Annotated in this window: 13 protein-coding genes; 8 read left to right on the top strand and 5 right to left on the bottom strand. The window is 65.4% G+C overall.

Annotated features, from left to right (window positions below):
- Positions 1-12 precede the first annotated feature (12 nt).
- Positions 13-786, top strand: coding sequence for an IclR family transcriptional regulator (locus JQ616_RS20670; RefSeq protein ID WP_212017414.1), 774 nt, complete (start codon positions 13-15; stop codon positions 784-786).
- Positions 787-978: 192 nt separating this feature from the next.
- Here the strand turns inward: JQ616_RS20670 and ald are convergent, their stop codons facing one another.
- Entirely contained in the window at positions 979-2,094 is a 1,116-nt protein-coding gene (gene ald, locus JQ616_RS20665; protein ID WP_212017413.1) for an alanine dehydrogenase, read from the bottom strand.
- Between the two features lie 123 nt (positions 2,095-2,217).
- Here ald and JQ616_RS20660 point away from each other — a divergent pair, with 123 nt between their 5' ends.
- A complete protein-coding gene (locus JQ616_RS20660) occupies positions 2,218-2,703 on the top strand; it encodes an Lrp/AsnC family transcriptional regulator (RefSeq protein ID WP_212017410.1) in 486 nt (161 codons plus the stop codon).
- A 4-nt stretch (positions 2,704-2,707) separates the two neighbouring features.
- On the opposite strand, the gene JQ616_RS20655 is transcribed toward JQ616_RS20660, so the two are convergent.
- On the bottom strand, positions 2,708-3,268 hold the full coding sequence (locus tag JQ616_RS20655) for a cytochrome b (RefSeq protein WP_212017409.1): 561 nt from the start codon (positions 3,266-3,268) through the stop codon (positions 2,708-2,710).
- A 390-nt stretch (positions 3,269-3,658) separates the two neighbouring features.
- Between JQ616_RS20655 and JQ616_RS20650 the strand changes: the two genes are divergently transcribed.
- Both JQ616_RS20650 and JQ616_RS20645 read left to right on the top strand, forming a co-directional pair.
- Positions 3,659-4,633, top strand: coding sequence for a hypothetical protein (locus JQ616_RS20650; protein WP_249137100.1), 975 nt, complete (start codon positions 3,659-3,661; stop codon positions 4,631-4,633).
- 85 nt (positions 4,634-4,718) lie between these two features.
- The gene (locus JQ616_RS20645) at positions 4,719-5,429 is read left to right on the top strand and encodes a type 1 glutamine amidotransferase (RefSeq protein WP_212017407.1); all 711 of its coding nucleotides are present in this window, start codon (positions 4,719-4,721) and stop codon (positions 5,427-5,429) included.
- Here the strand turns inward: JQ616_RS20645 and JQ616_RS20640 are convergent.
- Positions 5,426-6,304, bottom strand: a complete 879-nt coding sequence (locus JQ616_RS20640) for an NmrA/HSCARG family protein (protein WP_212017405.1) — start codon at positions 6,302-6,304, stop codon at positions 5,426-5,428. The two genes, JQ616_RS20645 and JQ616_RS20640, sit on opposite strands and share 4 nt — an antisense overlap.
- 117 nt (positions 6,305-6,421) lie before the next feature.
- On the opposite strand from JQ616_RS20640, the gene JQ616_RS20635 reads away from it, so the two are divergent.
- Positions 6,422-7,318 carry a LysR family transcriptional regulator gene (locus tag JQ616_RS20635; RefSeq protein WP_212017403.1) on the top strand — a complete coding sequence of 299 codons (897 nt, stop codon included), beginning with the start codon at positions 6,422-6,424 and terminating at the stop codon, positions 7,316-7,318.
- A gap of 22 nt (positions 7,319-7,340) precedes the next feature.
- Here the strand turns inward: JQ616_RS20635 and JQ616_RS20630 are convergent, their stop codons facing one another.
- Together JQ616_RS20630 and JQ616_RS20625 are read right to left on the bottom strand one after the other, a co-directional pair.
- Positions 7,341-7,691, bottom strand: coding sequence for a hypothetical protein (locus tag JQ616_RS20630; protein ID WP_212017401.1), 351 nt, complete (start codon positions 7,689-7,691; stop codon positions 7,341-7,343).
- A gap of 223 nt (positions 7,692-7,914) precedes the next feature.
- Positions 7,915-8,850 (bottom strand): LysR substrate-binding domain-containing protein, encoded by a 936-nt coding sequence (locus JQ616_RS20625; protein WP_212017399.1) that lies wholly within the window; start codon positions 8,848-8,850, stop codon positions 7,915-7,917.
- A gap of 185 nt (positions 8,851-9,035) precedes the next feature.
- Between JQ616_RS20625 and JQ616_RS20620 the strand changes: the two genes are divergently transcribed.
- From JQ616_RS20620 to JQ616_RS20610, 3 genes are read left to right on the top strand one after another with little or no spacing between them, the layout of a single operon-like run.
- The gene (locus JQ616_RS20620) at positions 9,036-10,022 is read left to right on the top strand and encodes a hydroxyacid dehydrogenase (protein WP_212017397.1); all 987 of its coding nucleotides are present in this window, start codon (positions 9,036-9,038) and stop codon (positions 10,020-10,022) included.
- A gap of 52 nt (positions 10,023-10,074) precedes the next feature.
- Positions 10,075-11,403 carry an MFS transporter gene (locus JQ616_RS20615; protein WP_212017395.1) on the top strand — a complete coding sequence of 443 codons (1,329 nt, stop codon included), beginning with the start codon at positions 10,075-10,077 and terminating at the stop codon, positions 11,401-11,403.
- 29 nt (positions 11,404-11,432) lie between these two features.
- Positions 11,433-12,761: an MFS transporter gene (locus JQ616_RS20610; protein ID WP_212017393.1), complete on the top strand. Its 1,329-nt coding sequence runs from the start codon at positions 11,433-11,435 to the stop codon at positions 12,759-12,761.
- Positions 12,762-12,774 lie beyond the last annotated feature (13 nt).

The following is a 12,774-nucleotide window of genomic DNA, read 5'->3' as shown; positions in this document are numbered from 1 at the left end:
GCGGAGACAGCCATGCCGAACGCGAATAAGACGGCGATTGTCAAATCGGCCATGCGGGTGTTTGCGGTGCTGGAGTTCTTTCGGGAAACCAAGCGGGCTGCGTCCGTGACTGAAATAGCTTCCGCGCTGGAGATGCCGCAATCGAGCACGTCAATGTTGCTCCGCAGCCTCGTCGAATTGAACTACCTCGAATATGAGCGAAAGACCCGGCGTTTCATCCCGAGCTACCGGGTCAATCTGCTAGGCGACTGGATCCGTCGTTCTCCGTTCCGCGATAAAAAGCTCACCGATCTGATGGAGGAACTCTGGACCGCGACGGGCGGCGAAACCGTCATGCTTGGGCAACAGGCCGGCGCCGCCGGGATGCAATATCTGCACGTTGTCCCCGGCGGCTCTCAGCTGCAGTACACCGCACATGCCGGTCAAATACGACCGATGGTTCGCACCGCGCTCGGACACGTGCTGCTGAGCCAAATGCCGAACACCAAGATTCGCGGCATTATCCGGCGCAACAACGCCGAGGAGCCCAATCAGCCGGCGCGGGTTCGCGAAGCGGCCTTTCTCGAGGAGGTCGAGCGCATTCGCCGGCGCGGCTTTTCCGAGTCAGGCGGCCGCACGACGCCGGGCGCAAGTACAATCGGCATGCTTGTTCCCCTGCCAAAGCGACGCGCTCCACTGGCGATCGGCATCGGCGGCCCGATCGAACGGATCGCGGCAAAGCGCGCGCAGATCATTGAAGTCATGCAGAGCCGGCTGAAAGAACTGACGAAGCCGGGTCAAGATTGATCGAGAGGTGACCTCTCGGACGCTTGACGCGTCGAGCGGATGACAAAACCGTAGCCCGGATGGAGCGAAGCGAAATCCGGGGTCAGTTCCTCTGCGCAGAGGCCTGTCCCCGATTTCGCTACCTGCATCCGGGCTACGGAGTTTCACCTCCGGGAGGCGAGGTGTATCCGAACCGCTTCGATCCGAACTATCTCACGACGCCAGCGCTTCCTCCGGCATCACGGCCGCGAGATGCTGGCTCTCGGCGACGGCGCGGTTGGTGACGCGGCCGCGATGGACATTGAGGCCCGCACGCAGATGCGGATCCTCGACCAGCGCGCGCAGCCCCTTCGACGCCAGCGCCAGGCCGAACGGCAAGGTGGCGTGGTTGAGCGCATGGCTCGAGGTGACGGGCACAGCGCCGGGCATGTTGGCGACGCAATAATGCACGACCTCGTCGACCAGATAGGTTGGCGCCTGATGCGTGGTCGCCTTCGAGGTCTCGAAGCAGCCGCCCTGGTCGATCGCGACGTCGACCAGCACCGCGCGGCGCTTCATGCCGGCGAGTTGTGCGCGCGACACCAGCTTTGGTGCGGAGGCACCGGGCACCAGCACCGCGCCGATCACGACGTCAGCCGCAAAGACTTCCTGCTCGATCGCCTCCAGCGTGGCGTAGCGGGTGCGGACGCGGCCGATGAAGAGATCGTCGAGCGCGCGCAGTCGCGGAAGTGAACGGTCAAGAATGGTGACGTCGCTGCCGAGGCCTGCGGCCATCCGCGCGGCATGGGTGCCGACCACGCCGCCGCCGATGATCGCGACGCGCGCCGGCGGAACGCCGGGCACGCCGCCGAGCAGCTTGCCCATGCCGTCGGCGGATTTACGCAGCGCAGCGCCCGCAGCCTCGATCGCCAGCCGACCGGCGACTTCGCTCATCGGTGCGAGTAGCGGTAACCCGCCATGCGTATCGGTGACGGTCTCGTAGGCGACCGCGGTGCAGCCGGAAGCGATCAGCCCCGCGGTCTGCGGCACGTCGGGCGCGAGATGCAGATAGGTGAACAGGATCTGTCCCTCGCGCAGCCTGATCCATTCGGACGGTTGCGGCTCCTTCACCTTCACGATCATTTCGGCGACGGAGAACACCTCCTCGGCGGTATCGGCGATCCGTGCGCCAGCCTGGGTGTAGGCATCGTCGCCGGCACCGATGCCATCGCCGGCGCCGCGCTGGACCACGACCTCGTGGCCGTGGGCCACATATTCCCGCACCGAGGCGGGCGTCAGCCCGACCCGATATTCCTCGACCTTGATTTCCTTGGGCACGCCGACGCGCATGGTCCGCTCCTTGAAGATTCGTTTCCCAGCTTCAAGGCTATGCCCCGTCACACGGCGTTTCTCAGCGAATTCCGGCTTGCTTACAGCCAAATACGCTCATATCCTTCGCCATCGGCTCAGCTCTTGAAGGAAAACTGCGTGGACGGTCTCGATCGTATCGATCTCAGAATCCTCGCCGAGCTGGTCGCCGATGCCCGCGCCAGCCAGATCGAGCTTGCCGAGAAGGTCGGGCTGTCGCCGACCGCCTGCGCGCGGCGCATCCGCCATCTCGAGGAGATCGGCGTGATCCGCGGCTACCGTGTCGACCTCGAACCCTCAGCGCTCGGCCTGGTGACGACCGTCGTCGTCACCATCACGCTGGAGAAGCAGAGCGAGGATTATCTCGCGGCGTTCGAGGCCGCGATCGCGCGCTGTCCCGACGTGGTGTCCTGCCATCTGATGTCGGGCAGCGATGATTATCATCTGCAGGTCATCGCCCGCGACATCGCCGACTTCGAGCGCATCCACAAGCAACATCTGTCGCGAATGCCGGGTGTCGCCCGCATCCATTCCAGCTTCGCGATGCGCGAGGTGGTTCGTCGCACCATTCCGGAGACAGCGCTGCGCTAAGCGGTCAAGACGGATTGCGGCTGGCGCGCGGCCACATCCGCGTCAGCGTCTCATCCTTCTTCACGAGGACATGCCAGAGCGTCGCGGCGATATGCAGCGCGACCACGGCATAGACGACATAGGCGAGCGTGCCATGCGCAAGCTCGCCGGCCCGCTCAACCGCTTGATTGTGGGCAAACAGCCGCGGCCAGCTGAAGGTCCAGAAATAGCGCAGCGAATAGCCGCCGGCGGACGAGAACATGTAGCCGGTCACCGGCATCACGAAGAGGATGGCGTAGAGCGCCCAGTGATTGAGCCGTGCCGCGATCCTGACCAGCGGCGAATATGATCCCGGCTCCGGCGGCGCCGTGGTTGCGGCCCGCACCATCAGCCGCAGGATCGCCAGGAAGAACAGGGTGACGCCGAGCGACTTGTGCACCTCGAGCAGCTCGCGCCGCGGCGAGGTCCCCGCCGGCTGCAGCCCGCAATAGAGCCCGATCAGCATCGCCGCGATGAACAGCACTGCGGTCGCCCAGTGAATTTTCCGCAGCAGCGGATCGTAGCTGGCCGTGGTTTCCGTGGTCACGAGGCGCCTTCGCTTGAAGCCAGCCCGTGCGGGTTCGGCCCGAAAAAGGAAGGCCGTTCAATAGAGGATCGCGCCGGGCCTGCCTACCGGCGCGGGTGTCACATTCGATCACGATCGCGAAGGGGTGGGGCAGCCCGCCTCCCTCCGCCGTCATTTCGGGATGCGTGCGCAGCACGCAGGCCCGGAATGACGAGATGAGACTTCGTCGGCTCGCCCGCTCACTGTCACAAACCCCGAGCTCGCGCTCGCTGTCACAAACGACGGGCCGCGGCTCGCTGTCACAATCGGAGCCCGCGCCACACGCATTTTTTAGTCGTGATTCGCCACCTTCTATGACAGAATTACTACAGTTCAATATCAATTCGGTTACACGCGGAGCGGTGAATGAGCATGGAGTGGCGGGCGCGGCCGGTTGCGCTGGCTTGGTCAAATCCAGTGGTCCGGTGGTGGGGTTTCCTGAGCCTCGTCAGCGCCGCCAACATCGCGATCTGGTTCGCGCTGTACCGCCAGTTCCACGAGCAGGCCAATGGCAGCTTCAGCAACACCTCGGGCATTGGCCTGATGATGCTGCTGTGCGCAGCCTATGTGTTCGGCTGCGCCTTCCGTTCGGTGCTGCCGCGTGCCGACGTGCAGCGCATCTGCCTGTTCGACCACTGGCTGTCGAGCGTGATGGTGGGCCGCAGCGTCGCCACTGTCGCCGAGGTCTGCTTCGCCGCGCAATGGGCGATCATCCTGCATCAGCTCGGCACCATGACCGGCGCCGAGACCACGGTGAATATCGCCTGGATCATCGTGCCGCTGATCGTGATCGCGGAATGCTTCTCCTGGTATGCGGTGCTGACCACGCATTATCTCTGCAACGCGATCGAGAATTCGATCTGGGCCGTGGTGTTCTTCCTGGTCGGCATTGCGCTGTGCCGGCTGCTGCCGGAGTTTCATGGCCCGGTGCGCTGGGCCTTCATCGTCGCGATCGTCGGCATCGCCGCCTTCCTCGCCTTCCTGATGACCGTCGACGTTCCGATGTACCTGAACCGCTGGCGCGCCAATCTCGCTGCGGGCGGCACACTGCTGCATCCGCTGGACGGCCTGCGCGACGTCAGCCGGCGCTGGATCGTGACCCACGACATTGCCGAGTGGCGCGAGGAAATCGCCTGGATGTCGCTGTATTTCAGCATGGCGGTGTGGTCGAGCCTCGCGCTCTGCGTCGGCTATTCGCTCGAGGACCAACTGCCGCGCTACCGCACCGAGCCTGCGATCGTCGCGACGACGCCCGCGACCGTCAGCACGACGCCGGCGATCGCAAACACGACGCCGGCAGCACAACACACCGCAACGATCGACGCGGCGGCGCCGTCGCAGAATTGATCGGCGGCCGCCGGCGCGCGGCTTGTGGGCCTCAGCGCTTTCGGAGTAAAGGCTGGGGCATCCCACACATCCGTCACCGCATCCCATGCCCCGCATCACCATCATCGAAACCGGGCTCGTCAGCCCGCAGTTCCGCGAGCGCCACGGCAGCTATCCGCAGATGTTTCAGCGGATGGTGGCTGCAGCCGATCCGTCCATGACCTGCGACGTCGTCAGTGTCGCCAGGGGTGAGCCACTTCCCGATCCAGCCACACTGGATGCGATCCTGATCACGGGATCGGCCGCCGGCGTCTATGACGATGTCGCCTGGATCGCGCCGCTCGAAGCCTTCGTGCGGTCAGCCCATGACAAGCGCGTTCCGATGGTCGGGGTCTGCTTCGGTCATCAGCTGATCGCGCAGGCGCTCGGCGGCACCGTGCGCAAATCGGAAAAGGGTTGGGGCATCGGCCGCCACGTCTATCGGATAACACCGCACAACGGGCTGCTCGACGGCGAAACGCTCGCAGTCGCCGCCTCGCATCAGGATCAGGTGATCATCCCGCCCGCCTCCGCGCGCACCATCATGTCGTCCGAATTCACACCGCATGCCGGGCTGCTCTATGCCAACGGCACCACGCTGTCGGTGCAGCCGCATCCGGAATTCACCGCCGACTACGCCGATGCACTGTGCGACCTGCGCCGCGGCCTGGCGCCGGATGCCGTGGTCGATACCGCCAAGGCGTCGCTCACCAAGCCGCTCGACCACGCCGCGCTCGGCGGCGTGGTCACGCGCTTTCTCACGAAGCCTCGCAGCTAGCCCTTGCGCCACTGCGCGGCAGCATCGCGAGCGAAATCGCGATAGGCACGCGGGGCGCGGCCGAGCAGGCGCGTCAGGCGCGCCAAATCATCGGCTGTCGCGACCGCGCCATCGCTCTGATAGCGGCCGAGCATCAGCCGCATGTCGAGCGCGAGCCATGCCGGCATCGCCGCCTTGAGACGCTGCTCCATGACAGCGAGATCGTCGCCGCCATAATTGACTGCACGGCCAAGCTCATCACGCCAGATCGCGGCCGCGCCTTCGCCGGTGATCGCATCGGGGCCGACCAGTTCATAGATCTCGCGGCCAAGCGGTGCGGGTGCCCGCTCGCGGCGCACCAGTTCGATCGCAGCCGCCTCGCCGATGTCGCGAATATCGACCATCGAGATGCCCTTCGCGCCGATCGGCATGCCATAGGCACCGAAATTGAGCAGCGGCTCCTTCAGCCGAAGATCGTTCTGGATGAAATAGGCCGGACGCAGGATGGTCGCGGGAAGATCGAGCGCCTCGATCATCCGCTCGACCGTATGCTTGCCGGCGAAATGCGGCACGTCGGCATAGGCCTCGCCCTTGAACACCGAGAGATAGACGATGCCCTTGACCCCGGCCTCGCGCGCCACAGTCAACGTCAGCATCGCCTGGGTCAGTTCGTCGGCTGCGTTCGGCACCAGCAGGAACAGCGTGCTGACGCCGTCGAGCGCCGCGCGGACCGAATCCACATCTGCAAGATCGCCGCGAACCGCCGTCACATGCTGCGGGAACTGAGCCTTGCCGGGCGAGCGGGTCAGGGCACGAACCTCGACGCCGTGACCGGCGAGATGGTTGAGAACCTGGGTACCGATGGTGCCTGTGCTGCCTGTCACCAGAATAGCCATGTCGAATACTCCTTCTTTCGGGCAGACCGTCTGCCGTTGGGAAGAAGCTAGCCGTTCCAATTTTCCTTTGAAGATGCCAATATTTGGACAACTCGTCTCAAATATGGAACAGGCGCGATGGACCTTCAGGCGCTCACCGATTTCAACCTGGTTGCCGCGCATGGCGGGTTCGGCCGTGCCAGCCGCATCTCCGGCCGGGCCAAGGCCACGCTGTCCCGTCGCGTAGCCGAGCTCGAACAGTCGCTCGGCGTCCGCTTGATCGAGCGCGGTTCGCAAAGTCTCCGATTGACCGACGAAGGCCGCGCGCTGCACCAGCGCACCAGCGGTCCGCTGTCCGACATCGCCGAAGCCGGCGAAGCCGTGGTGCTCGGTGCATCGACGCCGCGTGGCCGGTTGCGGGTCAGCGCGCCGGTGTTGCTCGCACATGTCGCTTTCGGCCGGATCGCTGCGCGCTTTGCGCACGCCTATCCCGACGTCCAGCTCGAGATCGTCGCCGAGGACCGCCTGGTCGATCCGGTCGAGGACGGCTATGACCTGGTCATCCGCATCAATCCGTCGCCGGACGAACGTCTCGTCGGCCGCCGCTTCCTCAACGATGAGCTATTGGTCGTGGCGCATCCCGATCTGCAACAGCCGACAATCTCAGCGCATGATTCAGACGGCATCTCCGTCAATGCCGTCCTGATGTCGCAGACGCCACCAGATACGGTCTGGCGCATCCGCAATGAACACGGTGAGAGCATACTCAGGCCGCGGACCGTGTTGCGCCTCTCATCGATGTTGATGATGCGCGATGCCGTGCTGGCAGGCGCCGGCGCGGCCCTGCTGCCCAAGCTGCTGGTCGACGACGACATTGCCGCAGGCCGGCTCGCCTATTGGGGAACGGATGCCAGGCCTCCGGTCGAGATCTGGGCGCTACAAAGCTCGCGACGGCTGGTCGGCGCAAAGGTTCGCGCATTTCTCGACGTCGTCGAGAAGGCGTTCCCGAACCGCGTCTTCGTTCCGCCGGCCTGAGCCGCGGGGCGGACGAGACGTCTCAGGTCATGCTGCCCGGCATGAAGCAGCGGATGCGCGGGTGGCCGTCGATATAGTGCTTCCACACCATGGTTCGCCCGATCTTGTTCGGCTCGGTGATCACGGCCTGATCAGGCACGACAACCCATTCGCTGTCGATCAGCACGCGGTAGTGTCCGTGATCCGACTCCCAGTCGGGATCGGCGACCACATATCCGTCGGCATCCGAGCAGCACTGTCCGTAGCCGCTGTGCAGGCTTTCAAACCAGGGTTTCAATGGTGAGTTGGCGTAGCGGCCGTCGTCGCGCGCCAGGGTCGGCGATGTCAAACACACCGCCCCAAGCAGGACTGCCGCACGTGTGAGAACGTGCATCTTTTCGTCTCCGCAGATGTCAAATAGCTGCGGGCGCGCATCACCAATTATTCGTTCGCGACATTGCCGTCGCAGGCGAGACCACGACGAATCGGCGCCCCAGCACCTGAGATTCAGCTATGCAAGAGCAGCGCCAGACTGCATTCCGGGAGACTACTGCCAACGAAAGTATGGGGTGCGCCGATGGCCACTTGCCAGCCGCCGTTAACCGCGCGCGGCACGATCAGCGGCTGACTGCGGCGACCTCGGGCACCAGCGGCGGTGCGCTGCGCGACGCCGCCTGCAGCGCGCATTCGACGAACCGGCGCGGCAGCAGCGAAGCGTTCGAGCGCATCGCCACCAGCATGCGGCTTTCGGCATCCGGCGTCTCCAGCGGCTTGGCCACGACGTTCATCACGCCGGCCTGCTGGTAGCAGGACGGCAGGATCGACAGCCCGATCCCGGCGGCGACGAGGCTGAGCACGGTGCGCAGCTCATGCGCCTCCTGCACCACGCGCGGCGCAAAGCCCGCGCGCCGGCACAGCATCGCGGCCTGGTCGCCGACGCCGCAGCCGCTCTCGGCCATGCCGACGAATTCATGCTCGGCGAGGTCGGCCATCTCGAGCGCGCCTTTCGCGACGGCCAGCGGATGGTCCAGCGGCAGAAACACCATCAGCCGGTCGCGCCAGACCACATGCACCTGCAAGTCCGCCGCCGGCCTGAAATCGAGCGGCGGCCGCATGATCGCAACATCGAGCTCGGCGTCGGCGAGCGCGCGCAGCTGCGTCGCCGTCGACATGTGCCGGAGCTCGATCTTCACCCGCGGATAGCTGGCACGGAAGCTGCGAAACAGCTCGGCGAACATGTCGAGCATCGGCACCGAGCCGGTAAATCCGATGCGGATCATGCCGGCCTCGCCGCGCGCGGCACGGCGCACCGTCTCCGAGGCCAGGTCGAGCTCGCTGACGGCGCGCCGCGCATGTTCCAGCAGCAACTGCCCTGCCTGGGTGAGCTCCACCGCGCGCCGCGTCCGCGCCAGCAGGCGCGTGCCGAGCTCTTCCTCCATCGCCTTGATCTGCGTGCTCAGCGGCGGCTGGCTGACATGCAGGCGTTTGGCGGCGCGGCTGAAGCTGAGCTCTTCGGCCACCGCGATGAAGTAACGAAGCTGCCTGTAATCCATGGCTTATTCCGATTCCCTATAAGTGAGGGGTCAAAGCGGTATTTGACCTCAAGGGGTCGTTTCCCGATCTTCGCGCGAAATCACCTGTGATCCAAGGGAGAAGCGCGAGAAATGCGTCAGGTTCAGGCAATATCGCGCGGCGCACGCAGCGGGGCTGCCATGCAATATCGCAGCGGCGATAGATCATGACCGCTCCTTTCCGCATTCTGGTCACCGGCGACAACCTCGCCCCCGCCGCCGTCAAGATCCTCACCGAGATCGGCGCAGAGATCGTGCTGACGCGCGATGCCATCACGCCCGAGCGCCTCAGCTACGAGATGGCGATCGCACCGACGCAGGCGATCCTGATGCGCGGCAATCCGGTATTCTCCTCCGCTGTGATCGCCAGCAATCCGCATCTGCGCGTGATCGCCAAGCACGGCGCGGGCGTCGACAGCGTCGACATCGATGCGGCAACGGCGAGGCGCATACTGGTGATGGTGGCGGGCGATGCCAACGCGCCCGCGGTTGCCGAGCACACTATCGCGCTGACCCTCGCGCTCGGACGTGACGTCGTCAGCCTGAATGCACGCACCCATGCCGGCGCCTGGGACCGCGCCAGCTATCGCGGCCGCGAAGTCCGCGGCCGTACCATCGGCCTGGTCGGCTTCGGCCGCATCGCCCGGCACGTCGCACGCGCAGCCGCCGCGCTCGGCATGACCGTCGTCGCGCTCGGCCGGAGCAAGGGCCGCGTCGACCCGGCGCTGGCGCGTGAGGCCGCCGATCTCGCCGAGCTGCTCGCGGTCTCCGACATCGTCAGCCTGCACGCGCCGCTGACCGACGTGACGCGCGGCATGATCGATGCCGCACGTCTCGCCGCCATGAAGCCCGGCGCCATCCTGATCAACACCGCGCGTGGCGCGCTGGTCGACGAGGACGCGCTGCGCGCGGCGCTCGCAAGCGGCCATCTCGCCGGTGCCGGCCTCGACACGCTGGCGGAAGAGCCGCCGGCCAAGGACCGGCCGATCCTGCAGGCGCCGAACCTGATCGTGACACCGCATATCGCCGCGCAAACCGGCGCATCGATCACGCGGACCGGTATCGAGGCCGCGCGCAACATCGCGACGGTGCTGACCGGCGGCGAGATCGATCGCGGCAATGTGGTGAACCCGGCAGCGCTGGACCCTCCTTAGATCTCACGGAAACGGCCCGACAAGAGGCCGGACTCATCAAGAGGAAACGAACATGAATCTGGGGTGGCTGTCCAAACTGTCCGCCGTCGAACGCAAGACATTCTTCGCCGCCTTCGGCGGGCTCGCGCTCGACTCGATGGACACCACGATCTACGCGCTGGTCACGCCGGCGTTGATCGCGACGCTGAGCCTGTCGCGGCCCGACGCCGGCATCCTCGCCTCAAGCTCGCTGATCGGCACCGCAATCGGCGGTTGGGTCGCCGGCATTGCTGCCGACCGTTTCGGCCGGGTGCGCGTGCTGCAATTCACCATCCTGCTGGTCGCGGTCTCGACCTTTGCCGCCGCTTTTGCCCACGGCTTCTGGTACCTGCTGGTCGCACGCGCCATCCAGGGCATGGGCTATGGCGGCGAGGCGGCGGTCGGCGCCGTGCTGGTCGCCGAAGTGGTTTCGGCCGGCATGCGCGGCCGCGTTGCGGCTGCAATCCAGAGCGGATACGCCGTCGGCAACGCGCTGTCGGTGGCGGCATTTCCGGTCATCTTCGGCTGGCTGTCGCAGGACATCGCCTGGCGCGTGTTCTTCGCGATCGGAATCCTGCCCGCGCTGCTGGTGTTCTTCGTCCGCCGCTTCGTGCCGGAATCCGCGATCTTCGTCGAAGAGAAGGCGCAGCGCGCTGCCGCGACGCACAACTTCTGGACCATCTTCACCGACGAGCATCTGTTCAAGACGCTGGTCGCAACCTTCTTCACGACAGGCACGCTGGGCGCGGCCTATGTGATGATCACCTGGCTACCAACCTATCTGCAAACCGGCCTGCATCTGCCCGTCATGCACACCGCCGGCTATCTCGCGGTCAACATCTTCGGATCGTTCGTCGGGCCGATCGCGTTCGGCCTGATTGCCGACCGAATCGGCCGCCGCAAAGGCTTCATGCTGTTCCTGGTCTGCCAGGCGCTGAACGTCGTCGTCTACACCCAGGCGCCGATCGGCCAGGGCATCACCATCATCCTCGGCTTCTTCCTCGGTGCGCTGCAGGCCGGCCTCGCTTCTGGCCTGATGCCGACCTTTGCCGAGCTGTTTCCGACCAACATCCGCGCCAATGGCGCAGGCTTTGCGCTCAGCGCCGGGCGCGGCCTCGGCTCGATCGTACCTGCGACCGTCGGCATTCTCTCGGCGCAGATGCATCTCGGCGATGCCATGGCGATCTGCGCGATCTGTGGCTACACCGCCGCCTTCTGCGCAGCCTTGTTGCTGCCCGAGCAGCAAGGCATCGACCTCAGAACGATGGCAGCAGGCTCAGCTCCGGACGGCGTCGAGCGGCCACTCCCCGAACGAGAGACCACGCAGCCCAACAACATCCGAAATGGCGTCGCGACCCAATGAACGCCATCACAATGAACGGGAGGATTGTAATGCCTGGTGCGTCCGTCAGCGAGCTCGAACAGCAAACCATCCGCCGCGTCTATTGGCGGCTGATTCCGATCCTGTTCGCGATGATGTTCTTCAACTATCTCGACCGCATCAATCTCGGCTATGCCGGGCTGACAATGAACAAGGATCTCGGCCTCAGCCCCGCGATCTTCGGCTTCGCCGCCAGCATCTTCTTCCTCGGCTACATGGTGCTCGAGGTGCCGAGCAATCTGATGCTGCACTGGCTCGGCGCCCGGATCTGGCTGGCGCGCATCCTGATCACCTGGGGCCTGGTCGCCACGTTGACCGCCTTCGTCTGGAATCCGCTCAGCCTCTATGTGATGCGGTTCGGCCTCGGCGTCGCGGAAGCGGGCTTCATGCCCGGCGTGGTGCTGTATCTCACCTACTGGTTCCCGGCGCGCTATCGCGCCCGCGCAGTCGCCGGGTACATCATCGCCGGCTCGTTCTCGGCCGTACTAGGCGGGCCGATCTCGACCAGCATCATGACCTGGTACGACGGCACGGCCGGACTGCACGGCTGGCAATGGATGTTCATCGCCGAGGGCGTTCCGACCATTCTGCTCGGCCTGTTCACGCTCTATTATCTGACCGACCGCCCGGCCAAGGCGAGCTGGCTCACCAAGGAGCAGGCGGCCTGGCTGGAGAGCGAACTCGCCGCCGAGCGGGCCGCGATCGAACGACAGGGGCAGCACAGGTTGATCGAATGCGTGCTCGATATCAGGGTCTGGCTCTTGGCGGCGCTGTTCGGCTGCGCGCTGGTCGGCATCTATGGCCTGTTGCTGTGGCTGCCGCAGATCATCAAGGGCATGGGCAATCTCAGCAACATCCAGGTCGGTTTCCTCTCGGCAATCCCGCCGCTGCTCGGCGTCATCGGCACCATCGTGGTGAGCCGCAGCTCGGACAAGACGGGCGACCGCAAGTTTCATCTTGCGGCGGTCTATCTGATCGCCGCTGTCGCGATGCTGGGCAGCGCCTATGTTGCAAGCCCGGTGCTGGCCTTCGTGTTCCTGTGCGTGGTCGGCTTCAGCCTGAACGCCGGCAATCCGCTGTTCTGGAGCATCAACGCCTCGCTCTTGACCGGCGCGGCCGGCGCCGCCTCGATCGCGATGGTCAACACGCTGGCGCAGTTCGGCGGGTTGATCGGCCCGTGGTGCATCGGCCTGATCAAGGACGCCACCGGAAGCTTCTCCTGGGCATTGGTCGGCATCGCCGGCTTCCTGTTCGTCGCCTCCGCCATCGCCGCCACCATGCGCGTCAAGCCGCGCGAGACCGAATTGACGGGCGCGATCCCGTCGACCGTTACACACTGATAGCACTGCCAAG

This window comes from Bradyrhizobium tropiciagri (genome assembly GCF_018130545.1).
Classification (GTDB): domain Bacteria; phylum Pseudomonadota; class Alphaproteobacteria; order Rhizobiales; family Xanthobacteraceae; genus Bradyrhizobium; species Bradyrhizobium tropiciagri_A.
Note: the sequence above shows the minus strand (reverse complement) of the source record. Positions and strands in the feature narration are given on the sequence as shown.